21 protein-coding genes and 8 tRNA genes are annotated in these 25,719 nt (G+C 39.1%); 19 read left to right on the forward strand and 10 right to left on the reverse strand.

Annotated elements, in window-relative coordinates; genetic code table 11:
• Positions 1-13: 13 nt before the first annotated feature.
• From DK865_RS05280 to seqA, 5 genes are all read right to left on the reverse strand, one after another.
• Entirely contained in the window at positions 14-757 is a 744-nt protein-coding gene (locus DK865_RS05280; RefSeq protein WP_023581176.1) for a type 2 GTP cyclohydrolase I, read from the reverse strand.
• Between the two features lie 221 nt (positions 758-978).
• A complete protein-coding gene (locus tag DK865_RS05285; RefSeq protein WP_036912074.1) occupies positions 979-1,185 on the reverse strand; it encodes a YbfA family protein in 207 nt (68 codons plus the stop codon).
• A 554-nt stretch (positions 1,186-1,739) separates the two neighbouring features.
• A complete protein-coding gene (locus DK865_RS05290) occupies positions 1,740-2,222 on the reverse strand; it encodes a YehS family protein (RefSeq protein WP_036912071.1) in 483 nt (160 codons plus the stop codon).
• Between the two features lie 146 nt (positions 2,223-2,368).
• Positions 2,369-4,009: a phosphoglucomutase (alpha-D-glucose-1,6-bisphosphate-dependent) gene (gene pgm / locus DK865_RS05295; RefSeq protein ID WP_036912068.1), complete on the reverse strand. Its 1,641-nt coding sequence runs from the start codon at positions 4,007-4,009 to the stop codon at positions 2,369-2,371.
• Positions 4,010-4,083: 74 nt separating this feature from the next.
• Entirely contained in the window at positions 4,084-4,635 is a 552-nt protein-coding gene (seqA, locus tag DK865_RS05300) for a replication initiation negative regulator SeqA (protein WP_023581173.1), read from the reverse strand.
• Positions 4,636-5,095: 460 nt separating this feature from the next.
• Here seqA and ybfF point away from each other — a divergent pair, with 460 nt between their 5' ends.
• The 4 genes from ybfF to fur all read left to right on the forward strand — a co-directional run bounded on the left by ybfF (position 5,096) and on the right by fur (position 7,785).
• The gene (gene ybfF / locus DK865_RS05305; RefSeq protein WP_023581172.1) at positions 5,096-5,890 is read left to right on the forward strand and encodes an esterase; all 795 of its coding nucleotides are present in this window, start codon (positions 5,096-5,098) and stop codon (positions 5,888-5,890) included.
• A gap of 149 nt (positions 5,891-6,039) precedes the next feature.
• A complete protein-coding gene (gene ybfE / locus DK865_RS05310) occupies positions 6,040-6,348 on the forward strand; it encodes a LexA regulated protein (protein WP_036912278.1) in 309 nt (102 codons plus the stop codon).
• A gap of 273 nt (positions 6,349-6,621) precedes the next feature.
• Positions 6,622-7,149, forward strand: coding sequence for a flavodoxin FldA (gene fldA / locus DK865_RS05315; RefSeq protein WP_109391391.1), 528 nt, complete (start codon positions 6,622-6,624; stop codon positions 7,147-7,149).
• A 189-nt stretch (positions 7,150-7,338) separates the two neighbouring features.
• The gene (gene fur, locus DK865_RS05320; RefSeq protein WP_023581171.1) at positions 7,339-7,785 is read left to right on the forward strand and encodes a ferric iron uptake transcriptional regulator; all 447 of its coding nucleotides are present in this window, start codon (positions 7,339-7,341) and stop codon (positions 7,783-7,785) included.
• 84 nt (positions 7,786-7,869) lie between these two features.
• Here fur and DK865_RS05325 read toward each other — a convergent pair whose 3' ends face one another.
• The 4 genes from DK865_RS05325 to nagE all read right to left on the reverse strand — a co-directional run bounded on the left by DK865_RS05325 (position 7,870) and on the right by nagE (position 15,200).
• Entirely contained in the window at positions 7,870-8,709 is an 840-nt protein-coding gene (locus DK865_RS05325) for a DUF817 domain-containing protein (protein WP_109391392.1), read from the reverse strand.
• Positions 8,710-9,261: 552 nt separating this feature from the next.
• Positions 9,262-10,656 carry a chitoporin ChiP gene (chiP, locus tag DK865_RS05330; RefSeq protein ID WP_109391393.1) on the reverse strand — a complete coding sequence of 465 codons (1,395 nt, stop codon included), beginning with the start codon at positions 10,654-10,656 and terminating at the stop codon, positions 9,262-9,264.
• A gap of 636 nt (positions 10,657-11,292) precedes the next feature.
• A complete protein-coding gene (gene glnS / locus DK865_RS05335) occupies positions 11,293-12,960 on the reverse strand; it encodes a glutamine--tRNA ligase (RefSeq protein WP_109391394.1) in 1,668 nt (555 codons plus the stop codon).
• A 197-nt stretch (positions 12,961-13,157) separates the two neighbouring features.
• On the reverse strand, positions 13,158-15,200 hold the full coding sequence (nagE, locus tag DK865_RS05340; RefSeq protein WP_036912062.1) for an N-acetylglucosamine-specific PTS transporter subunit IIBC: 2,043 nt from the start codon (positions 15,198-15,200) through the stop codon (positions 13,158-13,160).
• Positions 15,201-15,679: 479 nt separating this feature from the next.
• On the opposite strand from nagE, the gene nagB reads away from it, so the two are divergent.
• The 14 genes from nagB to fghA all read left to right on the forward strand — a co-directional run bounded on the left by nagB (position 15,680) and on the right by fghA (position 22,815).
• Complete coding sequence (nagB, locus tag DK865_RS05345; RefSeq protein WP_069370072.1) at positions 15,680-16,486, forward strand: glucosamine-6-phosphate deaminase; 807 nt, start codon at positions 15,680-15,682, stop codon at positions 16,484-16,486.
• Between the two features lie 124 nt (positions 16,487-16,610).
• Complete coding sequence (nagA, locus tag DK865_RS05350) at positions 16,611-17,771, forward strand: N-acetylglucosamine-6-phosphate deacetylase (RefSeq protein ID WP_109391395.1); 1,161 nt, start codon at positions 16,611-16,613, stop codon at positions 17,769-17,771.
• 13 nt (positions 17,772-17,784) lie between these two features.
• Complete coding sequence (nagC, locus tag DK865_RS05355; RefSeq protein WP_109391396.1) at positions 17,785-19,017, forward strand: DNA-binding transcriptional regulator NagC; 1,233 nt, start codon at positions 17,785-17,787, stop codon at positions 19,015-19,017.
• A 408-nt stretch (positions 19,018-19,425) separates the two neighbouring features.
• A tRNA-Met gene (locus DK865_RS05360) sits at positions 19,426-19,502 on the forward strand.
• An 8-nt stretch (positions 19,503-19,510) separates the two neighbouring features.
• A tRNA-Leu gene (locus DK865_RS05365) sits at positions 19,511-19,595 on the forward strand.
• A 27-nt stretch (positions 19,596-19,622) separates the two neighbouring features.
• Positions 19,623-19,697: transfer RNA gene (locus DK865_RS05370), tRNA-Gln, on the forward strand.
• 41 nt (positions 19,698-19,738) lie between these two features.
• Positions 19,739-19,813, forward strand: a tRNA-Gln gene (locus tag DK865_RS05375).
• A 41-nt stretch (positions 19,814-19,854) separates the two neighbouring features.
• Positions 19,855-19,929 (forward strand) — tRNA-Gln (locus tag DK865_RS05380).
• 32 nt (positions 19,930-19,961) lie between these two features.
• Positions 19,962-20,038, forward strand: a tRNA-Met gene (locus tag DK865_RS05385).
• 5 nt (positions 20,039-20,043) lie between these two features.
• Positions 20,044-20,118: transfer RNA gene (locus DK865_RS05390), tRNA-Gln, on the forward strand.
• 50 nt (positions 20,119-20,168) lie between these two features.
• A tRNA-Leu gene (locus DK865_RS05395) sits at positions 20,169-20,253 on the forward strand.
• Between the two features lie 271 nt (positions 20,254-20,524).
• Positions 20,525-20,800 carry a formaldehyde-responsive transcriptional repressor FrmR gene (frmR, locus tag DK865_RS05400; protein ID WP_023581159.1) on the forward strand — a complete coding sequence of 92 codons (276 nt, stop codon included), beginning with the start codon at positions 20,525-20,527 and terminating at the stop codon, positions 20,798-20,800.
• An 18-nt stretch (positions 20,801-20,818) separates the two neighbouring features.
• Positions 20,819-21,931, forward strand: a complete 1,113-nt coding sequence (locus DK865_RS05405) for an S-(hydroxymethyl)glutathione dehydrogenase/class III alcohol dehydrogenase (RefSeq protein ID WP_023581158.1) — start codon at positions 20,819-20,821, stop codon at positions 21,929-21,931.
• 53 nt (positions 21,932-21,984) lie between these two features.
• Positions 21,985-22,815: an S-formylglutathione hydrolase gene (fghA, locus tag DK865_RS05410; RefSeq protein ID WP_109391397.1), complete on the forward strand. Its 831-nt coding sequence runs from the start codon at positions 21,985-21,987 to the stop codon at positions 22,813-22,815.
• Positions 22,816-22,869: 54 nt separating this feature from the next.
• On the opposite strand, the gene ubiF is transcribed toward fghA, so the two are convergent.
• Positions 22,870-24,057, reverse strand: coding sequence for a 3-demethoxyubiquinol 3-hydroxylase (ubiF, locus tag DK865_RS05415; protein ID WP_023581156.1), 1,188 nt, complete (start codon positions 24,055-24,057; stop codon positions 22,870-22,872).
• Between the two features lie 205 nt (positions 24,058-24,262).
• Here ubiF and miaB point away from each other — a divergent pair, with 205 nt between their 5' ends.
• Positions 24,263-25,693, forward strand: a complete 1,431-nt coding sequence (miaB, locus tag DK865_RS05420; RefSeq protein ID WP_023581155.1) for a tRNA (N6-isopentenyl adenosine(37)-C2)-methylthiotransferase MiaB — start codon at positions 24,263-24,265, stop codon at positions 25,691-25,693.
• Positions 25,694-25,719 lie beyond the last annotated feature (26 nt).

Below are 25,719 nucleotides of genomic sequence, written 5' to 3' on the forward strand. Positions count from 1 at the left end.
AGAGTAAATCGACTTATGCTGGATTATCAATATCAACAAACGTCACATCAAAATGATGTGTTTGAGCAAGCCATTCGCCTAATGCTTTAATACCATAACGCTCTGTCGCATGGTGTCCTGCTGCAAAAAAATGAACCCCCATTTCTCTTGCGATATGAATAGTCTGTTCCGAAACCTCGCCGGTCACAAAAGCATCTACCCCCTGCTCTGCCGCATCTTGAATAAAGCCTTGTCCCCCTCCCGTACACCAAGCAATATTACGAATCGTTTCAGGTGCATTATCACCACAATGCAATACATTGCGTTGTAACGCTTTTTCTAAACGTGCTTTTAATTCAAGAGGCGCTAAAGGTAAATCAAACACACCTTTAGGTACTAACGGTAATATTTCACCTTCAACTTTAACGCCCATTTTTAACGCTAATTGAGCATTGTTACCTAAGATTGGGTGAGCATCTAACGGCAAGTGATAACCAAAAAGATTAATGTCATTACAAAGTAATGTCTTTAAGCGATTACGCTTCATTGAACGAATAACAACAGGCTCATTTTTCCAAAAATAACCATGATGTACTAAAATCGCATCTGCATTTAATCGTACAGCTTCATCAAGTAATGCTTGGCTTGCCGTGACACCCGTTACTATTTTTTGAATATGAGGGCGTCCTTCGACTTGAAGTCCATTAGGCGCATAATCTTGAAAGTTCTCAATGCTTAACTTCTCATTAATCACTAATTCCAGATCAGTATTCTTCATTTCATTTATTTCCCTGTTATCACGAATGCGACTATTTATATAACAATAAGATAAATAGCATTAGGTTAATAGCCTTCGTTTAAATGATTTAATACTGTTTATTGTAACGTAAAAATTGAAGATTATTTGAAGTGAAAGAAAAACAAGAAGGTCACATTAGAAAATACTTAAAGTAGGATAAAAATAACGCCTACTTTTGCAGGCGTTATCTTAATATTCGGCTATTTGTGACTATTTAGTGCCACTTCTGATTTTGCCAACCAAACAGGTTTATCACTTGTTTTAGACCATACACGGTGTATATAGCTATAAAATTGTGCGCGTTTAGGATGAAAAATCATAACAGGAAATGCCACAACACCTAGCGCAACAGCACCAGTACGGCGGGCTAAAACATGTTTTTTTGTATATTCGTTATAAGCTGGCATAGTGCTCTCCTGCATACAGATTAATTTATTGATTGAAATTTTACCTCATTTAATGAAACTTTACTACTGATCAGACCACTTAATTTGTGCGAAAAATCACCTTTATTTTGCTTGATATGTAATTAAATTTCAGAATAGAAACAAAAATAAAACATAAATGACATAATTATTAACAAAGCAAGAACAGTATTTTTACTTAATTAAGTTCGTAATAAATAATTTCAGTCATATATTATCAGAGAGGAGAAAAATCAAATCAGTGAGGAGATATGAGATATTCAAGAATGGGGTTTACTGCTAAACAAAATAAGTTTAGCAGTAAACAAAAAAATTAGAGAAATTAGATGCTGGCTAACTCTTTAAATTTGAAGTGTTCTTATTCTTCATCGGTAGCCAATTGCTTGATTTGCTGAGTAAACATTGAGGTTTCAATAAATGTACAATGTACACCAACCAAATTCAAGATTAAATACGAGTTCTCATATTACAAAGCATTTTTTTGAAAAAAATCCCTCTATCAAAGAGGGAGATAATTTTAATTAAGATATACCTATTTATTTCTTAACCGTTTTACCTTTACCGCGTAGGGTTTCGGTTAATCCTTTAAGGAAATATCTCACGAGTTGATCGCCACAGTTACGGTAGTTTTTATGCCCAGGCTTGCGGAATACCGCACTGAGTTCTGGCTTAGAAACACGGAAGTCTGCAAGCTCATAAATCTTTAGAAGATCAACATCTTTTAATTCGAAAGCGACGCGCAGCTTTTTTAAGATAATATTATTGGTTATGCGCTTTTCTACTTCAGGTGCTGGGAAATTTTCATCTTTGCCACGACGATAAAAAATCAGACCATTTAAAAAATGCCCCATCGCATTATCGTCACACTCAACAAACTCAGGATCATCGTCTTTTTTCAGCCAACTATTGACTAACTCTTTTGTGACTGTGAAATCAGCCAGTTTCATGATTTCAACAACATGTGCATCACTGAGATCTAGCATGTAACGTACACTTCGTAAAACAAAATTATTTTGCATTGTATTGATTATCCACTCTATTTTTAATTCTAAATCAACCTCAATGATGGATATCAATGCTGTGATCTAAAAATATTCAATCATTAAAAAAATACACTCTCCCTTTAGGTAGAGTGTATTCTCTATAAATAGTTTATCGTACTCACTTATTTATTAGCAAAAACATTATTTACTATTTCAATAGCTTCTTTTTCAATTAATTCACGATGCTCAGGACCACGGAAGCTTTCACAGTAAATCTTGTATGCCTCTTCAGTACCAGAAGGACGAGCCGCAAACCAACCGTAATCGGTCATGACTTTTAAACCACCAATAGAGGCGCCATTACCTGATGCATGTGTTAAACGTGCAGTTATTGGATCACCTGCTAAGGTGCTTGCTGTGACCATTTCAGGTGATAAACGTGATAACAGCGCTTTTTGTTCATGGGTTGCTGATGCTTGAATACGGTTATAACTTGGCGAGCCAAAACGTTGTGCTAATTCGTTGTAATGCTCTTGCGGATCTTTACCTGTTACTGCTTTCATTTCAGCAGCTAACAGGCATAAAATGATACCGTCTTTATCGGTCGACCAAGGTTTACCATTGAAGCGTAAGAAAGATGCACCCGCACTCTCTTCACCACCAAAGCCAAACTCACCACTAAATAAACCTTGAACAAACCATTTAAAGCCAACAGGCACTTCAACTAGTTCACGACCTAAATCTGCCACAACACGGTCAATCATTGCACTTGAAACCAGTGTTTTGCCCACTTTGACATCTTTCGCCCATTGTGGACGGTGACGGAAAAGATAGTTAATTGCAGCCGCTAAATAGTGGTTAGGATTCATTAAACCAGAAGGTGTCACAATACCATGACGATCGTAATCAGGATCGTTAGCAAAGGCTAAATCAAATTTATCACGTAGCTGTAATAAGCCTTCCATTGCCCATGGTGAGGAGCAGTCCATACGAATAACACCATCGTGATCAAGTGTCATAAAACGGAATGTCTGATCAACTTGATCGTTAACTAATTCAAGATCAAGTCCATAATATTCACCAATGCGTTTCCAGTACTCAATACCAGAACCACCTAATGGGTCAACCCCCAATTTTAAGCCCGCTTTCTTAATCGCTTCCATATCAACAACGTCACCTAACGCTTTGACATAAGGCATGATTAAGTCTTGTGCTTGAATATAACCACTTGCTAATGCTTCATCATAAGAAAGACGGTTGATCCCTGCTAAATTGTTCTCAAGCAGTTCATTGGCACGCTTTTCAATAACTGAAGTTAAATCAGTATCAGCAGGACCACCATTTGATGGATTGTATTTTATACCGCCATCTTCAGGTGGATTATGAGATGGCGTGATCACGATACCATCAGCAATATCTTGATGTGCTTCGTTGTATGTCAAAATAGAAAAAGAGACTGCCGGTGTTGGTGTATAGCCATTATTTTCTTGAATAATCACTTTAACTTTATTGGCAGCAAGTACTTCTAAAACAGAAATAAATGCAGGCTCTGACAGTCCATGGGTATCTTTACCCACATAACATGGTCCTGTTACTCCATTATTCGCACGTACTTCAGCAATAGCCTGTGCAATTGCCAAAATATGTGCTTCATTAAAGCTATGGCGATTCGCACTTCCACGATGACCAGATGTACCAAACTTCACACGATGAGCGTTATTGCTAGCTTGTGGTTTAAGTGAATAATATTGAGACGTTAATTGCGCCACATTAATAAGATCACTTTGACGAGTATGCTGCCCTGCTCTTGGATGAATTGCCACAAATCTTCTCCTATTTGACATCACAATCACGCTTTACACAAAAGCCTTTGCAATGCATCAATTAACAATAGTGGTTAGATAGTTCCACACACCTTATCAATCTCATTTGCAGGGAATTGCATATCCTGCATGATGCTTTGTACCATCGTTCTCTTACGCTCTGTGTTCGAGTTAGTGATAACCCAAAACGGCGTGCCTGAAATATGGCGCGGTTTTGTATGACGTCCACTATCGAGTAATGTTTGTTCATCACCAGCAAAATAGATACGTGTTCGTCCATGTACTGTTTCAGCAGATTGAGTAAAAGTAGCGCTATCTAGGCTATATAACGTAGAAAGGATCTGTAAAAAACGATCAACTGATTTTGTTTTTTCTGCATAACTGTCAGATAACAGCAGTTCTCGCATTTCACGGATCGGATTTTTTGCTGGTGTAATCGATTTAGGTTCAGCTTCCTGTTTAATAACAGATGCTTGTACTGACTCAGTGACAACGACTGGTTGTACGGGTTGTTTGGCATCGAGCTTCAGTAGACGCCTTAAAATATCTGAAGCGCTTTCACCGATATGTCTAGTTTCGCTAGCAATATAGCGGTAAAGTTCGTCATCAATTTCTATCTTTTTCATTGCTACCCAGTACTGTTTTCAAAAAAAAGTAATTAGGATTATAAGATATAATCTTTAAAAACAAAATAGGTAAAATTTCAATAACTTAAAGAGGATCTATTCAAGATCCTACCGTTTTAAAGGCTAAGTTCGGTATTTATCCTATTGTTTATCTTGGTATCATCTTCTATTCTTTGAACTTATTCACCCAAAGTCAGTTTTAAACTCTGCGATATCACACCACCCCAGCCCCAAAATAATATAAAATTCCAATTATTTATTTTTGAGCAATGTCAAGATTTCAACTTTTTAAATAAGTTTGGAATATATATCTATACAATGGCGGTTTTATAGTTTTTTATAAATTTCTCTTATCAATTATTTCTGAGCTTCATTACTCATTCAAATTATTGCGATAAGTTGGCTTAGCCTCTTGTGCATGTCATCATAGAAGAAAATCGCAATCATCTTGGTCATGAATATGAAACTCAATACATTATTAAATTATCAATTACACCAACCTGAAACGACACCTGCATCTCATTTACCTATCGTTTTGATCCATGGACTCTTTGGTGATCTCAATAATTTAGGCGTGTTAGGTCGTGCACTTCGTCAAGATAATACGGTGATACAGATTGATGTCCGTAACCATGGACACTCTCCTCATAACGAAAGTATGAATTATCAAGATATGGCGCAAGATGTGCTTGCATTACTTGATAGTTTAGCGATCTCAAAAGCCATTATTATTGGTCACTCAATGGGGGGCAAAATTGCGATGGCGATGACCGCATTAGCCCCTGAACGTATCGCCAATATTGTTGTGATTGATATGTCACCCGTTGCTTATAATGTTCGCCGCCATGACAACATTTTTGCTGCCCTTGAAGCCGTAACAAAAGCTCAAGTGACACGCCGTCAAGATGCCGTGGAAATCATGCGCCCTTTTATTAAAGAGGAAGGTGTGATCCAATTTTTACTCAAATCATTCAAAAATGGTGAGTGGCTATTTAATTTACCTGCAATAAAAAATGCCTATTCAGATATTATTGGCTGGCAAGAGGTACCAGCTTGGCATCATCCTGTATTATTTATTCGTGGCGGTTTATCACCTTATATTTTAGATGAGTATCGTGAAAACATAGCTCGCCAATTTCCTCTCGCAACCGCCTTTGTGGTCGCAAACACAGGACATTGGGTACATTCAGAAAAACCGGATACTGTTATTAAGGCCATTCGTCGTTTTTTAGAGAAAGCTGAGGAGAATGTATAATTATTGTGCTTAAAAATAGCGTCTGTTGATAAAAAGACCAAATCACAATAGCTTAAACTCAGGAAGCAGTGGCGAGACATCACTATGTGGGGTATTATTGGGCGTTTCGCAATTTAGTCATTGGTATACGCCCTTTCACAGCAAAATTTATGGCAAAAGAACAAACTGATCGCACCACACTGGATTTGTTCGCAGATGAACGCAGACCTGGGCGACCTAAAACAAACCCGCTTTCTCGGGATGAACAGCTTAGAATTAATAAACGTAATCAATTAAGACGTGATAGAGTTAATGGCTTACGTCGAGTTGAGTTAAAATTAAATGAAGATGCTGTAAATGCACTCAATGAGTTGGCGACAGAAAGAAATGTCAGTCGCAGTGAACTTATTGAAGAAATATTACTAGAGCAATTGGCGCAAAATCACGCCTTAAAAATGCATCAAAACAAGAATAGCTAGCAGATAAACCACACAAATTCGACAGAATTAGCCTGCTATTTTCGTCAAAATACGTTTTTAGTTTTCTATTATGAAAACACAATGCTTATCTTTCACTAGTAATTGTTCAAACACAGACAAATATACTCTAAATATTTTGAAGTGTAGCTAGGTGACAAGTGAATGAATCACTAGAAACATACAAGAAGTATGTGACTTGTGAAAATATACGTAGTCAATAACGCTACAATTTGAAATATAACGATTTTAGAATAAAAGAGGTTATCTCACTTTATGGCAATCATAGGAATATTCTTCGGCAGTGATACTGGCAACACAGAAAATATTGCCAAAATGCTTAAAGAAAGACTGGGCGCTGATAATGCCGAAGTTCATGATATTGCAAAATCTAGTCAAGAAGACATCGAAGCGTTCGATATTCTGTTACTAGGTATTCCTACTTGGTATTATGGTGAAGCACAATGTGATTGGGATGATTTTTTCCCAACACTAGAAGATATTGATTTCAATGGTAAGCTTGTTGCACTATTTGGTTGTGGTGACCAAGAAGACTACGCAGAATATTTCTGTGATGCAATGGGGACTATCCGCGATATTATTGAACCTCGTGGTGCCGTTATCGTAGGACATTGGCCAACAGAAGGTTATCATTTCGAAGCCTCTAAAGGGCTTGCAGATGATAATCATTTTATCGGCCTTGCCATTGATGAAGATCGTCAACCAGAATTAACCGAAGAGCGTGTTGACGCTTGGGTTGCTCAAATTAAAGAAGAAATGAGCCTAGACGAAATTCTGGGATAATATAAATACTCAATATTGAGAATGATAATTATTCAATGGTGTGCTAAGATAGTGTGATAGGTGGGGTGTTTATTTTTAAATATCATGCCTATAATCAATGAGGTTATTTATTCACCCGAGTATGAATGAATAAAACCCATTTGTGAGCACAAAAATTAAATTCACCATTAGCAACAGGATTAAATCCGCATGACCGACAATAATAAAGCGTTAAAAAATGCTGGGTTAAAAGTTACACTTCCTCGCTTAAAGATCTTGGAAGTGCTCCAGGATCCTGAGTGCCATCATGTCAGTGCTGAAGATCTCTACAAAAAACTTATTGATATCGGTGAAGAGATTGGTCTGGCAACAGTGTATCGCGTCTTAAACCAATTTGATGATGCTGGTATTGTTACCCGACATAATTTTGAAGGTGGCAAATCAGTATTTGAATTAACTCAACAACACCATCATGACCATCTAATTTGTCTTGATTGTGGTAAAGTTATCGAGTTTACAGACGATGCAATTGAATTACGCCAAAGAAACATCGCTGAACGTCATGGTATCAAACTTTCCAATCATAGCCTTTATTTATATGGCCATTGTGCTGAAGGTAATTGTAAAGAAGATAGCCACGCACATGATGAGAAATAATTCATTCTGGATAATCTCTCAGTAAAAAAAAGGAACTGTTCACAGTTCCTTTTTTATTGCTCAATATTAGGTATATAAATATCTCTACTTCACCACACTAATACTGTGTTTGATATGTTTTAAATGCACCACAATCGTAAATGTGACAATGACCAATAGTGACCAAGAGCCCCATTTGCCTGCATGTACAGCAGACCAAGCACCAATTTGGTTAGGATATTGCCAAACACCAAAAAATGTACCGAAATTCTCAGCAAGCCAAATAAAGAAACCTATCAGAACAAAAGCAAGTAATAAGGGCATTTTTCGCTCTGTATCATAAGGCGTAAAATAAACCACACTACGAGCATAAAGACCTAAAATAAACGCCGTTAAGTACCATCGATAATCACCGATAAAGTGATGAGAAAAGAAATTAATATAAATCGCAAGAGCAACTAATGTTGCTAGCCAATAAGGCGGATAATTATCTATACGAACTTTTAAAAAACGCCATGCTTGAATTAAATAACTTCCTACCGCCGAATACATAAATCCTGTAAATAAAGGAACTTCCCACAATTTCGTATAAGCAAAATCAGGGTATTTCCATGAACCAATTGCCGCTGATGTTTTAAATAACTCCATCACAAAGCCAACAATGTGGAAAAAACAAATCGCTTTTAATTCATCCCATGTTTCCAGCTTTCCCCAAACCATCCATAACTGAAAAGCAATAGCGAGAATAAGAAGCACATCATAACGAGGTATGCCAAAGACACCCTTACTTGGTGTTGCAAATAAAATAAAAAAGAAAAATCCCGCAAATAAACAAGAACGCGCTTCTTTCACACCAAAAAAAAGAAATTCAACAATAAATCGTTTTATACCTTTAAAAGGCTTTAGTGGTGGCTCTAATAAAAAATCATCCAATCGTTTTAACATGCTTCTTCCTGAAAACTTGCATTATCGAATAGCATTCAATGCAGAATAATAAATAAGGTGAGACAAAATGAATGGCAAGAAATTTGCCATAGAATAAAAAAACGTACAAGGATGAAAAGGACGAAAAAGAAAGGAATAAAAAAATAAAGGTATTTACCCCCCACTACGATACCCACTCTGACTGCCTTTACTTAGGGTAAATACCTTACGCAAATTCTGCGAAATAACTGAAGCCAGAAGATAAACATAACCCACTCACATTTATCTCAGACGACATGACATGACGACTTTACTTCATTACTTTTACTACATACTGCGATTTTAACACCACTCATGACTACTTTTTACTTCAACTCTTTTGCTTCTACTCATCGACTTCTTACTACTGCTACTAACAACTACACCTTATTAACGAGGCTTATTTATAAGGTTTTTCTTAATTAACACATCCCTACCTTCTACTACTTATTTTTACTTATCGTAATCGTATTTAGTTTTTTTAGTTTTATTTAGGATAAAGTGCAATTAATACACTTTATCCTTATCTTGATATTAGAAAATAGTGAATGGCATTATCACGTTAAACTTAACGTCTTTTTCATCTTGGAAAATATTGCCAAAACCACCTTCATAACTTGGAATATCAGAGTGGTTATCATAACGGGTATAGTGAAGCTTAAAGAGAGTACCTTTAGCTCGACCTTCTTGAACCGTATACATAATATCCGCATTCCATGCACTTTCTCTAATACGCTGACCTTGGTCATAAATGGCTTTACCACTTGGCTTCGCATCCCATGCGTAAATATAAGAAGTCCCTACCGCCCAACCCGATAGATCCCAATTTTTCAGATCATACATAACGCCAGCATAAAGCGCTTTTTCTCCATTGGCGTTAAAGTCCGAACGGCCATCCCACCAGACATCAAGGCGACCATTAGATGTTGCCCAACCCGGCGTCATACGTTGTAAGAAATAACCTTGATTACCTTCAGCTTTAACCCAGGTTCCTTCGACTTTGAAGTCAAATACATTATAGGTATAACCAAAAGTCAGTGCTTGTAACCATGCCAGCCCATCATAAACATCATTAACGCCACCACCAGTCACTTTATCTTTAGCACCGTAGAATTGGTAAGACGTTCTTAATGCATTATCAGCAATTGGGAAATCATAAGAAACTTTGCCAAAATACTGATCGATATAACCATCTGCCTGACCAAATGCCGCTTCTAATACTAGGCTATTTTTGAAATCATATTTGGCGCCAAAAGAGTGAAGATAGCTGATATTGGTTTCTAGATCAGCTTTACGGAAGTTGTACATATTCCGATACCATGGTGCTTTATATTCATCTGTCCACATATAAGAGAAAGACAATTCACCACTTTTATCGAAATCGAAAACAGCACCCGCTTCAGCACCGCGGTAAGTTCCTGGTAAGAAGCTCCAGTGTGGGCGTAATAAGCTTTGGCCTTTGGGTTGAATATATCCACCTTGAGCCCAAAAATTGCCTAATTTGAATTTCGCAGCCGCTTTATAAACACTCATGCCACTGCGATCGCCAGTCCATTTTTCATCCCAGCGACTTTTGGCATCACTAAAACCGATTTCATTAGGTGCTGCAGGACCACTGTTATTCAATTCAGCCGCACCAAAAGCAGCTAAATCAAGACCAATAAAATCACCAAGGTAACCAGAGGAGAAATCCAGATTAGCGTTAAAAGTAGAATGGTGTAAGTTAGCTTTGTATTTGCCGTAATCAGGGCTATTTGGTGTTAACTCTTTTCTATCACGGTCACGTTGCCAATAAAAAAGACCACCGGTTAAGGTTGAGTCATCAATAAACCCTTCAGCATGAGACATTTTTGCAGGTAGTGCAGTTACAAGCAATGCGCCCATAACGGCAAGTGCCACCCTGCCTGGTTTAGCATGTTGCATAACCATAGCATTGTTTCCTCTTTGACTTTGACTAAAAAAGAAATAAGCACAATGCCTATTTCCAAATATAAAACCCCAAGTGGGGAAAAAACCTAAATTAGGTTAGAAACAGCATATTTTTCGCGACGCGAATTATCAACCTAAAAAAAAGAATTTTTATCAAAATATGACCAAGGGCACATAACCAAATGATCGTTTCATTTTATTGCTTTTATAAGGATTGATAGGAAACCATTCTAGTTTATTGATTTAAATACACTTTATAAATCAATCTTTAAATGATTCAAATTTCGTTTTTATAAAAAGGAATAATAAGCAGTATTTATAAATGACCTTTTTTAACGATGTAAAATATGTGGTATGAATCACACTTTTCTTATTACAGTTTTATTTAGCGTGATGGTATGAAAAAACAAAAGAATAAAGTGATAGTGAATAAACTATTTCAAATGAAATAAATGAAAACTTATCACCGAAAAAAGAAAAAAAGAGGCTAATCAAATTAAGATGAGCCGCTATTTAATATCAATCGCTGAAAAACAAAACGAACTAAGCTGTAGAATAGCTAAAAAAAAATGCTCGATAAATAATTACCGAGCATTTTATTCATTAAAGTACTAATGTGACTCTAAGCACATCAGATTAACCTTGCTGAGAAATCTTCGCCCAAGTGTCACGTAAGCCCACAGTGCGGTTAAACACAAGTTTATCCGCGGTTGAAAGCTTATCTGCACAGAAGTAGCCTTCACGCTCAAATTGATACGCTTTTTCGATAGCCGCATCTTTTAAGCTACGCTCAACAAAACCTTCACGAATAACTAATGATTCAGGGTTAATTGTTGATAAGAAATCATCTTCTGCAGCCGGGTTTGGTACGCTAAACAAACGGTCATAAAGACGGATTTCAGCAGGAATAGCATGTGGAATACTTACCCAGTGAATAACGCCTTTTACTTTACGTCCATCAGCAGGATCTTTATTTAAAGTCTCTGCATCATAAGTACAGTAAATGGTCGTAATTTCGCCTTGTTCGTCTTTCTCGACACGTTCTGCTTTAATCACATAAGCATTACGTAAGCGTACTTCTTTACCTAGCACCAGACGTTTATATTGACGATTTGCTTCTTCTTTGAAGTCAGCGCGATCAATATAGATCTCACGGCTAAATGGGACTTCACGCGTTCCCATTTCTGGTTTGTTCGGGTGATTTGGCGCAACAAGAATTTCTTCGCCTTCAGGCATATTTTCAATCACTAAACGAACGGGATCGATAACCGCCATTGCGCGTGGTGCATTTTCGTTTAAGTCATCACGAATACAAGATTCTAAAGCTGCCATTTCGACGTTGTTTTCTTGTTTCGTCACACCAATGCGTAGACAGAATTCACGAATAGATTCTGCGGTATAACCACGACGACGTAAGCCTGAAATCGTTGGCATACGAGGGTCATCCCAACCATTCACAATGTTTTCAGTCACAAGCTGATTCAGCTTACGTTTTGACATCACTGTGTATTCAAGGTTAAGACGTGAGAATTCATATTGACGAGGATGACAAGGGATAGTGATATTATCCAGCACCCAATCATATAAACGGCGGTTATCTTGGAATTCTAAAGTACATAAAGAATGTGTGATATTTTCCAGAGCATCAGAGATACAGTGGGTAAAATCATACATTGGATAAATGCACCATTTATTTCCAGTTTGGTGGTGTTCAGCGAATTTAATACGATAAAGCACAGGATCACGCATGACAATAAATGGTGATGCCATATCAATTTTCGCACGTAAACACGCTTTACCTTCATCAAAGCCACCAGCACGCATTTTTTCAAATAATGCTAAGTTTTCTTCTACGCTACGTGAGCGATAAGGGCTATTTTTACCCGGCTCTTTTAATGTACCGCGGTATTCACGAATTTCTTCAGCGCTTAACTCATCAACATAAGCTAAACCTTTATTAATCAGCTCAATCGCATATTGATAAAGTTGATCAAAATAATCTGAGGAGTAATGAATGCTACCTTCCCATTGGAAACCTAACCACTGAACATCTTTTTGAATTGAGTTGATGTACTCAATATCTTCTTTTACTGGATTGGTATCATCAAAACGTAGATTACATTTTCCCTGATAATCTTTAGCAATACCAAAATTCAGGCAAATTGATTTCGCATGGCCGATATGAAGATAGCCATTAGGTTCAGGTGGGAAACGCGTTTGAACGCTATCATGTTTCCCGGTAGCCAGATCTTCGTCAATAATTTGACGAATAAAGTTCGTTGGGCGGGCATCTGCCTCATTCATGGTCATTTTTTCCTCAAAGCAAAACGCATAATTAACCCACTATAATCCAATAAGCAGGTTTCATAAATACCTTAGCTAAATACACCCCTGAGATATTTATCAAAATAGAGATAAAAAAACGGGAAGTTCGAAAGACTCCCCGTTTTATCGTCTTATTTAACCATCTCTTTATAGAGGATTAAATATCTATATAAAATTTATTTTAGCACGTTGTAGATAACGGTTTTATTTCCAACCACAACGCCTGCAACTTGTTCAGCAATCTTATCAAAATCATCGATATTGCTAACAATGACAGGGCTTATCATCGATTTAGCATTCGCGTTTAGATATTCAAGATCTAATTCTAAGATAGGCTGACCAACTTTAACGTCTGTACCTTCTTCAACTAAACGCTTGAAGCCTTTACCACCTAACGCAACGGTATCAATCCCCATATGCACGATGATTTCAACACCATTATCAGTTTCAATACAAAATGCATGGTTTGTATCAAAAATCTTAACAACAGTACCTGCCGCAGGTGCCATCACGATGTTAGAGGTTGGTTTGATTGCTATACCATCACCAACCACACCACTAGAGAACGCTTCATCAGGCACATCTTTCAATGCCACAACTTCACCATTAAAAGGTGCAATCATTTCGAGTAATACTTTTGCATCTGTGTTGGCTTGTTTTACAGGTGCTTTTTCAGTCGATACTGTTGCAGTAGAAGATGCTTCATAAGCCGGCACTGGCCCTTGAGTCAATACATCACGCATCGCGTTAGCAACTAATTCAGCACGCGTCCCCACAATCACTTGAACGCTTTGTTTGTTTAAACGAATAACACCTGATGCACCTAAGCGTTTTGCATAGGCATCATTAACAATCGTGGCATCTTTTACATTTAAACGTAAACGGGTAATACACGCATCAATACCCGTTAAGTTATCAGAACCACCGATAGCCGCGATATATTGACGAGCTTCTTGCTGAACACCTTCTTTACTATTTGCGGGCGCTGTTTTGATATCTTCATCATAACCATCCGCAGTTTCATCACCTATTACATCATCTTCACGACCAGGTGTTTTCAGATTGAATTTAGTGATAGTGAAACGGAAAATACCATAATAAATAAAGAAGAAAACAATACCCTGAACAATCAGCATGTACCAATGAACAGCCAGTGGGTTACGTGAAGATAAGAACATATCCACTAAACCTGCACTAAAGCCGAATCCTGAAATCCACTCCATACTTGCCGCGATATAAACAGAAATCGCCATTAAGAATGCGTGAATAACATAAAGCACTGGTGCCACGAACATAAAGGAGAATTCAAGTGGTTCAGTAATACCGGTAAAGAAAGCAGCAAATGCCCCAGCAATCATGATACCCGCCACTTTTGCTTTGTTTTCTTTACGTGCGCAATGATAAATCGCAAGAGCTGCGCCCGGTAAGCCAAACATCATTACAGGGAAGAAACCTGCTTGATAACGACCTGTTACACCTACTGTCGCTAAGCCAGAATCGATAGCTTGCTGACCTGCGAGGAAGTTAGGAATATCGTTAATACCAGCAACGTCAAACCAGAATACAGAATTCAACGCATGGTGTAAGCCAACTGGAATTAATAAACGGTTAAAGAATGCGTAGATACCCGCACCTAATGCCCCCATATCTTTAATGCTTTCACCAAAGCTGACTAATCCGCCATAAATCACAGGCCAGATATACATTAAAATAAAGGCGACGATGATCATTAAAAATGAGGTTAGGATAGGAACTAAACGGCGGCCGCTAAAGAACGACAGTGCGCGAGGCAGTTCAACGCTACTAAAGCGGTTATAAAGCTCGGCAGAAAGTACACCAACTAAGATCCCAACAAACTGGTTATTGATTTTACCAAAAGCAACTGGAACCTCTTCTAAAGGTAGGCCTTTGATCATTGACACCGCAGCTGGAGAGCAAAGTGTTGTCACGACTAAGAACCCAACAAATCCTGTTAAAGCGGCTGCACCGTCTTTGTCTTTCGACATACCATAAGCAACACCAATAGCAAACAAGACTGACATATTGTCGATGATAGCAGCACCAGATTTGATAAGTAAGGCAGCAAGCGCGTTATCGCCACCCCAGCCTACTGGGTCAATCCAGTAGCCAATCCCCATCAGAATTGCTGCTGCAGGTAATGTAGCAACAGGCACCATCAGCGCCCGTCCTATCTTCTGCAGATAACTTAAAATATTCACAAACTCCCCCTTGGATAGCCCCTATGCGGGATCTTATTCATACTCATTCATATTTTATAATAAAATTGATGAGCTAATTATTTAATTCCATTTTTAGTCTAAAAAATTTATTTCGTATCGCAAATTAATTAGTCATAATTTGTGATTTAAGTCACCAATATCGTATAATTTTTAGCTGAAATGCTGGCTAAGTCAGAAAGCTTATTTTATGATTAAAAATATCTTTTGGCGGGACATTTCGATCATCAGCTAAAAATGAAAAGAAATTCGTGTTATACACTCTAAATCATTCGAGTTGCAGGTAGGCGGCAAACAAAGATATCCCGATGAGTATACTCATGTATGTGATTCGGGTAGCTGAGCGTAGCCAACACCCTTGCAACTTGAAGGATGACGAGTATAGATGAGCCACTGATAATTACACGATGAAATAACACGTTACTGAGTTATCAGATTTGTCTTTTTTCTATGAGGTTACTATGAGGTTAATCCCCCTATCCACGGCAAAACAAGTTGGTAAGTGGTCTGCAAATTACATCGTTGAGAAGATCAACGCATTTAATCCAACGGCAGAACACCCTTTCGTACTTGGTTTACCGACTGGTGGCACGCCATTGGCGACATATAAAGAGTTAATTGAATTACATCGTGCAGGAAAGGTCAGCTTCCAACACGTTGTGACATTCAATATGGATGAATATGTTGGTATTCCATCAGATCATTCACAAAGTTATCGTACATTTATGTATGAAAACTTTTTTAATCATATTGATATTAAAGATGAAAATATCAATTTATTAAACGGTAATGCAGAAGATCCACAAGCAGAATGCGAACGTTATGAGGCTAAAATTAAGTCTTATGGCAAAATCAATTTGTTTATGGGCGGTGTAGGTAACGACGGTCATATCGCATTTAATGAACCTGCGTCATCACTCTCTTCACGCACTCGAATGAAAACGCTAACTGAAGACACACGTTTAGCAAATTCACGTTTCTTCGACAATAATGTTAATCATGTTCCTAAATATGCTCTGACGGTTGGTGTAGGCACATTATTAGATGCTGAAGAATTAATGATTTTGGCAACCGGTTTTAATAAAGCACAAGCGGTACATGCAGCAACAGAAGGCGCTGTGAACCATTTATGGACGATTTCCTGTGTTCAACTTCACCCTAAAGCCATTTTAGTGTGTGATGATCCTGCAACCATGGAATTACGAGTAAAAACATTGCGTTATTTTCAACAGATTGAAGCGCAAGAATGTCAGAAATACCAAGACTAAGTTTAGTAAAATAAGTACCTACTGATTAAGTAGCGGAAAAGGCTAAACTCTCTTACTTATCAGCCAGAATTTGCTGGCTGATATCGGCTTTTTAGATAGACTTCCCTTATCAGGAGACAAAGGTATGTTTGCCTTAACAAATACGGTTATTTATACAGGTTACGACCGTTTAGAAAACCACGCCATTATTATTAACGGCTCCCGTATTGAGCAGGTTTGCCCACTGGATCAACTGCCAAAAGATATCACGACCCGTGATATGAAAGGTGCAATTGTCTCTCCTGGTTTTATCGATTTACAAGTTAATGGCTGTGGTGGTGTGCAATTTAATGACACCGTTGAAAATGTCACCGTTGAAACGTTAGACATTATGCAAAAAGCGAATGAACGTTTAGGTTGCACTAGCTATTTACCAACGTTAATTACCTGTTCTGATGAATTGATGAAAATAGGCATTGAAGCAACTCGTGCTTATATGAAGAAACATGAAAATAAAGTGTTGGGATTACATTTAGAAGGTCCTTATATCAATGTGATTAAAAAAGGAACTCATGATCCACAATTCATTCGTCAACCAAGTGCACAGATGATTAACTATTTGTGCGATAATGCTGATGTTATCGCCAAAATCACCCTTGCGCCAGAAATGGTTGATGAAAAGTATGTTCGTCAATTAATCAAAGCAGGTATCATTGTTTCTGCGGGTCATTCAAATTCGACTTATGAAGAAGCCCGTAAAGGATTCCGTAATGGCATCTCATTATCGACCCACCTTTACAATGCTATGCCTTATATTACAGGCAGAGGTCCGGGACTTGTAGGTGCTATTTATGATACACCGGAAGTTTATGCTGGTATCATTGCCGATGGTTTACATGTTTCATGGGCAAATATTCGTAACAGTAAGCGTCTGAAAGGTGACAAACTACTTTTAGTCACAGACGCAACTGCGCCAGCGGGACTTGATCCTAGTAAAAATGAGATGGATAGCTTCGTTTTTGCAGGTAAAACCATCTATTATCGTAATGGCCTTTGTGTCGATGCCGATGGCACATTAAGTGGATCATCACTAACCATGATTGGTGCTATTAAAAATAGTGTGATCCATGTAGGTATTCCATTAGATGAAACATTGCGGATGGCAACACTTTATCCTGCTCGTGCAATTGGAATGGAGAAAGAATTGGGGACAATTGAGGCTGGAAAAATTGCTAACCTCACTTCTTTCGACAAGGACTTCAATCTTTGCACAACGTTTGTCAATGGTATCGAAATAACTGAATAACTAATGGATGTATATGCTGATGAGTCATAACAACACTGAAACGCAAATTGGCAATATCGATCTTGTTAAACAACTTAACAGTGCGATTGTGTATCGACTGATTGATCAACACGGGCCAATCTCCCGTATCCAAATAGCCGAACAAAGCCAACTAGCGCCCGCCAGTGTGACAAAAATTACTCGTCAGTTGCTTGAACGAGGTTTAATCAAAGAGGTTGATCAACAGGCATCAACAGGTGGACGTCGCGCTATTTCTATTATTGTTGAACACCGTAATTTTAATACAGTCAGTGTCCGATTGGGGCGTAATGATGCCACTGTCGCGCTTTACGATCTGAGCGGTAAAGTCATCATTGAGCAACACTACCCTTTAGAACAGAGCACTCAAAATGAAGTTGAAGCCCTGCTCATCAATGCCATTGATGATTTTATTAAACAAAATCATCGTCGCATTCGTGAGCTTATTTCAATTTCCGTGATCTTACCCGGTCTTGTTGATCCAAATAAAGGCATTGTTCGTTATATGCCTCATATGAAAGTAGATAATTGGGCCTTGGTAAATAGTTTAGAAAAACGCTTTAATCTGCCTTGTTATGCGGGACATGATATTCGAAGCCTTGCTCTCGCTGAAAACTATTTTGGTGCCACGCGTGATTGTGAAGACTCACTACTCGTCCGGATACATCGTGGTGCAGGTGCGGGTGTGATTATTAATAATAAAATTCTGCTCAACCAGCGCGGTAACCTCGGAGAGATTGGTCATATTCAAATCGATCCTTTAGGTGAACGTTGCCATTGTGGCAATTTTGGTTGCTTAGAAACAATTGCATCTAATACGGCTATCGAAGCCAAAGTGCGCTATCAATTAGAGCAAGGCTATCCAAGCCAGTATTTATCACCAACACAGTGCCAAATCCAAGATATTTGCCGAGCGGCAGTTAAAAATGACCCGTTAGCCGTCGAAACCATCAAACAAGTGGGTCTACACTTAGGTAAAGCGATTGCGATCGCGATTAACCTGTTTAACCCACAAAAAGTGGTTTTAGCGGGTGAATTGACTGAAGCGGCTGAAGTTTTACTTCCCTCGATTCAAAGTTGTATTAATACACAAGTATTAAAAGAATTCAGAGAAGAGCTTCCTGTCGTCACATCAGAGCTTGATCATCGTTCTGCCATAGGGGCTTTTGCCTTGACTAAACGCGCAATGCTCAATGGAGAATTACTTCAACAGCTCTTAGAAAAGTAATTTATTGTCGATAAATTATGCTTTTTGAGTTGAATGTATACTTTTCTGACCTGTATTGTGAAATAAGTCTAAAATTCAATCACTAATATCCACAAAAAGAAATGTAGCGTGAGTTTTTCACCTCATTTCTTTTTTTATACCTATTATTCTTCATCTTTTTCCTTTTTAACTTAATCTCATTTCTCTTACTGCTTTGTTTTTTCTTTTTATTCACACACCATTGCACCTTATTCTTTGAGATATTTTTCATCAACAAGGTTGTTTTTTGGATCTTTTTTCGACAAAATGATTAACCATCGAGCAAACGGACACGTTTCTCGAAAATTAATGCAAAAAGCAGTTGACGGATTTGTCTGTAATACGCATAATGCGCCCCGCAACGCCGACGAAGGTTATGCAAAAAAAGATGGCTATGTAGCTCAGCTGGTTAGAGCACAACACTCATAATGTTGGGGTCACAGGTTCGAATCCCGTCATAGCCACCATCTTTTTTGCGGGAGTGGCGAAATTGGTAGACGCACCAGATTTAGGTTCTGGCGCCGCAAGGTGTGCGAGTTCAAGTCTCGCCTCCCGCACCATTTTAACCTCGTCAAGAATTTATCAGTTGGGATATCGCCAAGCGGTAAGGCACCAGGTTTTGATCCTGGCATTCCCAGGTTCGAATCCTGGTATCCCAGCCATATTTCTGATAAATAAGCGTGTTGACAATTGAATTAGCGGATGGGGTATCGCCAAGCGGTAAGGCACCAGGTTTTGATCCTGGCATTCCCAGGTTCGAATCCTGGTATCCCAGCCATATTTCTGATAAATAAGCGTGTTGACAATTGAATTAGCGGATGGGGTATCGCCAAGCGGTAAGGCACCAGGTTTTGATCCTGGCATTCCCAGGTTCGAATCCTGGTACCCCAGCCATCTTTCAAAAGAAAGATAGCGAGATTCAATACGGCTATGTAGCTCAGCTGGTTAGAGCACAACACTCATAATGTTGGGGTCACAGGTTCGAATCCCGTCATAGCCACCATTTTTTGGGATATCGCCAAGCGGTAAGGCACCAGGTTTTGATCCTGGCATTCCCAGGTTCGAATCCTGGTATCCCAGCCATATTTTAAAAGAGAGACTCGCAGAGCGAGTCTTTTTTTCTCCAAGTTGTTGCGGGAGTGGCGAAATTGGTAGACGCACCAGATTTAGGTTCTGGCGCCGCAAGGTGTGCGAGTTCAAGTCTCGCCTCCCGCACCATTGATTACTAACGTGTTTATCACGAAATCAACAGATAAGACTCGCAATCGCGGGTCTTTTTTGTTTTTGTCTCTTTCTTTTTCCAATCTGTTCTCTAAACATCATTTCTCCCCTCTTCTTTCTTATTCCTTTGCTTCCCTTGCGTTCAAAAACTCAGGTTCTCTACAGCATCATTTTTTATTTATTCTCATCACTCCACATTTTATTGCTCTCTCTGTACATACATTCTCCTAAATACTATACTCCCCTATAGTATATCTAAGGATTATGTATGCCACACTCACCAGCAGAAAAGAAAGCCGCGTTAACTCGCGTAAGAAAAATAAAAGGCCAGCTTCTTGCATTAGAAACTGCACTTGAAAATGAAAATGAATGCGGTCAGGTATTACAACAAATTGCCGCCATCAGAGGCGCTATCAATGGCTTGATGGCAGGTGTGCTAGAAAGTCATTTACGTGAAGGTCTTATGGATGCCGTCGCTTCTTCTGAAGATCAAAAAAATTCCGTTGATGATGCCATTTCACTTATCCGCACTTACCTGCGTTAATAACAAAAAGGATACACCATGAAATCTCGTGCTGCGGTCGCATTTGGACCAGGAGAACCTTTAAAAATCGTTGAAGTTGATGTAATGCCACCTCAAGCGGGTGAAGTGCTCATTAAAATTAGTCACACAGGTGTTTGCCATACAGACGCATTTACACTTTCTGGCGATGATCCTGAAGGTGTATTCCCTGCTATTCTTGGTCATGAAGGTGCCGGTGTGGTTGTCGAAGTCGGTGAAGGTGTCACCAGTGTTAAACCGGGCGATCACGTTATTCCTCTGTATACCGCTGAATGTGGCGAATGCTTATTCTGTAAATCAGGCAAAACCAACTTATGTGTTGCAGTCAGAGCAACGCAGGGTAAAGGGTTAATGCCTGATGGGACAACGCGTTTTTCTTATAACGGACAACCTATTTATCACTATATGGGATGCTCTACTTTTAGCGAATACACTGTAGTGGCTGAAGTATCTCTGGCAAAAATCAATCCAGAAGCTAATCACGAAGAAGTTTGCTTATTAGGTTGTGGCGTAACAACTGGTATTGGTGCGGTTCACAATACAGCAAAAGTGCAAGAAGGTGACTCTGTTGCTGTGTTTGGTTTAGGAGGCATTGGTCTCGCCGTTCTTCAAGGTGCAAGACAAGCAAAAGCGGGTCGTATTTTTGCTATCGATACCAATCCTGAAAAATTTGCATTAGCACGCCAATTTGGCGCAACAGATTGCTTGAACCCTAATGACTATGACAAACCCATTCAGCAAGTCCTTGTTGAAATGACGCAATGGGGTATTGATCATACTTTCGAATGCATTGGTAACGTTAATGTCATGAGAGCGGCATTAGAAAGTGCGCATCGTGGCTGGGGTCAATCGATTATTATTGGTGTCGCCGGGGCTGGGCAAGAGATCTCAACGCGCCCTTTCCAACTCGTGACTGGTCGTTCATGGAAAGGCACAGCATTTGGTGGTGTTAAAGGCCGTAGCCAATTACCCGGTATGGTTGAAGATGCAATGAAAGGCGATATCGAACTTAAGCCTTTTGTTACCCATAAACTACCATTAGAAAAAATTAACGAAGCTTTTGATTTAATGCACGAAGGTAAATCAATCCGAACGGTTATTCATTTCGATTAATCATCCTCAAACCGATGCCTCGTCGATTTGTTTTTGTTTTTAAAGGAGTCAAAATGGAAAGGATTGAACGTCACGCCTGCTTTGGTGGTTGGCAAGAAGTCTATCAACATACATCAAAGACGTTAAATTGTGAGATGAAATTTGCCATCTATCTTCCTCCTATGGCTGAAGAGCAAAAATACCCTGTTTTATATTGGTTATCAGGCTTAACCTGCAACGAACAAAATTTTATTACTAAATCAGGCGCTCAACAATTTGCGGCACAACATGGCATTATTTTAGTTGTACCTGATACCAGCCCTCGCGGTGAAAGTGTTGCTGATGATAGTGCTTATGATTTAGGGCAAGGCGCAGGGTTCTACCTCAATGCAACACAAACGCCATGGAATACTCATTACAATATGTATGATTACATTGTTGATGAACTTCCTACACTGATAGAAGCGCATTTTCCAGTGACTCATCAACGTGCCATTAGTGGGCATTCGATGGGGGGGCATGGTGCATTAATGATTGGATTGCGAAATTCAGAGCGTTATCGCAGTATGTCGGCATTTTCACCGATAGTTGCACCATCACAAGTCCCCTGGGGCAAAAAAGCCTTCAACGCGTATTTAGGGGAAGATACAGCACTATGGAAACAATACGATACCATTGCATTATTAAATGAAGTGAAAAATCCGCTACCGATGCGTGTTGATGTCGGTCTTGATGATCCCTTCTATCAAGAACAATTAAAACCTGAGCTATTTGCTAACGTCTGTGATGAAAAGCAGTTCACTTATAGTTTGGGTTTACATCAAGGCTACGATCACAGTTACTATTTTGTGGCGAGTTTTATTGGTGAGCATGTTGCTTTTCATGCCAAACATTTAAAAGCGTAACAACAATGCGATGATCTTATTGCTGATATCCAACTCAGATCATCGCATTTCTAATTACTTAATACCTAACGCATAACGTAATGCTGCTTCTTTCGCTTTTCCTGCATGTTGAGCGGCTAAAAGACCAATATTTCTAACGACTTTTAAACCTGGTAGTTGATGGCTAAAGGCGTGATAAAATACGTCCATACCTGCTTGCATGACTAAATTATCAGGCATACGACGACGCTGATATTTCTTCAATACCGCCATTGAATCCCAAGGCTCAAAATGTTTTTTGGCATCAGCCACTAAATCTAAGAAACAATCCACATCACGGTAACCTAAATTAACACCTTGTCCCGCTAAAGGATTAATGGTGTGAGCCGCATCCCCCAGCAAAATAATACCTTTGTCAACATAACGGCTTGCATGCTGACGCGTTAATGGGAATGAACCTGCTGCAATAGGCGTTACTTTACCTAAACGCTCAGGGAACGCATGTTGAATTTCTTTTTCTAACTGCGTCATCGACATATTTTGCAGTTTTCTAATTCTGTCAGGCGAGTCATACCAAACCAAACAGGCCCAATGATCAAAAAGGGGTAAATAAGCACGGGGCCCTGACGGGTAAAAACGTTGCCATGTTCCTTTTTCAGGAGGCAACTCTGTTTTCACGGTGATCAGCATACAAGATTGACGATATTGCCAACCATTGCTACCAATCCCCGCAAATTGGCGGACTTGAGAATTCGCGCCATCCGCACCGACGACTAAATTAGTGGTCACTTCACAGCCATCAGAAAGGGTTACTTTCCATTTATTATCTAAATACGTCATTTTACTTAGACTATTTGGACATAATAAAGTGATATTGCTATAACGTTCAGCCTCTTGCCAAAGCGCTAATTGCAAAATTCGGTTTTCAACCATATAGCCTAATTCAGGTAAACCTAAGCTTTTAGCATCAAAAACCACATGGGCATTTTCTTCTTCCCATGTTTCTAAGGTAAGATAAGGCGCAGAACGCATAGCTAAAACATGTTGCCATGCACCTAATTGTTTTAATAGACTAACGGACGCGCAACTAATCGCAGAAATACGGATATCAGGATGAGATGACGCATCAAAAGGTGCTGGAGACTGTCGTTCAATCATTGCAACACGCAATCCTTCTTGCGCCAGCCCAATTGCAACAGCAGCGCCAATCATCCCGCCACCCGCGATGATTGCATCAAAATCGTTTTTTACATTACTCATCATTGTTATGCCATAACTCATTACTTTAAATAATAGGTAAGCGCTGTTTCAGTTTATTTCTATTAAACTAAACGCCATAGAGAATTAGCGCCGACTTGCTCTAGTCACTGACCACACAAATGACTACAATAACCGCCTTATTGGCTTATTACACGCAACGTTTTCCAATGATTAGCTATTGTCTCACTGAAAATACCGGATTTACACAATGTCGACGATAAAAAAACTGTACATTAAAACTTGGGGCTGTCAGATGAATGAGTACGATTCATCCAAAATGGCAGACCTACTCGAAAGCACCCACGGTTATCAGTTAACCGATGTCGCCGAAGATGCGGACATTCTACTGCTAAATACCTGTTCTATCCGTGAGAAAGCACAAGAAAAAGTCTTTCATCAGTTAGGACGTTGGAAATATTTTAAAGATAATAAACCCGATATTATCATTGGCGTCGGCGGTTGTGTTGCTTCTCAAGAAGGTGAATACATCCGTCAACGTGCGCAGTGTGTCGATATTATCTTCGGGCCACAAACTTTACACCGTTTACCTGAAATGATTAATCAGGTTAAAGGGACTAAAAGCCCTGTTGTTGATATCAGCTTCCCTGAAATCGAAAAGTTTGACCGTTTACCAGAGCCACGTGCTGAAGGTCCTTCTGCTTTCGTCTCCATCATGGAAGGCTGTAACAAGTACTGCTCTTTCTGCGTAGTTCCTTACACTCGCGGTGAAGAAGTTAGCCGTCCTTGTGATGATGTGCTCTTTGAAATTGCTCAATTAGCTGCACAAGGTGTGCGCGAAGTAAACTTGTTAGGTCAAAATGTTAACGCCTATCGTGGCGCGACTTTTGATGGTCAAATCTGTAGCTTTGCTGAATTAATTCGCTTAGTCGCCGCAATTGACGGTATTGACCGCATTCGCTTTACTACCAGCCACCCTATCGAATTTACTGACGATATTGTGGCGGTTTATGAAGATACACCAGAATTAGTCAGCTATTTACATTTGCCAGTGCAAAGTGGTTCTGACCGCATTCTAACATTAATGAAGCGTAACCATACTGCACTTGAATATAAGAGCATCATTCGCAAACTACGCAAAGCACGTCCTGATATTCTGATAAGCTCAGACTTTATCATCGGTTTCCCGGGTGAAACCCAAGACGACTTTGAAAAAACGATGCAATTAATTGCAGATGTTAATTTCGATATGAGCTTTAGTTTCATCTATTCAGCACGTCCAGGTACACCAGCCGCTGATTTACCTGATGACGTCACTGAAGATGAGAAAAAACAACGTTTATATCTGCTACAACAGCGCATCAATCAACAAGCGATGAACTTTAGCCGTGCAATGTTAAACACCGTACAGCGTATTCTAGTTGAAGGACCTTCACGTAAAAATGTGATGGAGCTTTCAGGTCGTACTGAGAATAACCGTGTGGTTAACTTTGAAGGTACGCCAGATATGATTGGTAAATTTGTTGATGTTGAGATTGTTGACGTTTATGCCAACTCATTACGCGGTAAAGTTATCAGAACAGAAGATCAAATGGATTTACGTATTCACGAATCTCCAGAATCTGTAATCGCTCGTACTCGTAAAGAAGATGAATTAGGGGTAGGTGTTTACCAACCTTAATTGATCAGATTTAACAAAAGGATAAT

The sequence above is a fragment of the Proteus cibi genome, assembly GCF_003144405.1.
GTDB classification, from domain to species: Bacteria; Pseudomonadota; Gammaproteobacteria; order Enterobacterales; family Enterobacteriaceae; genus Proteus; species Proteus cibi.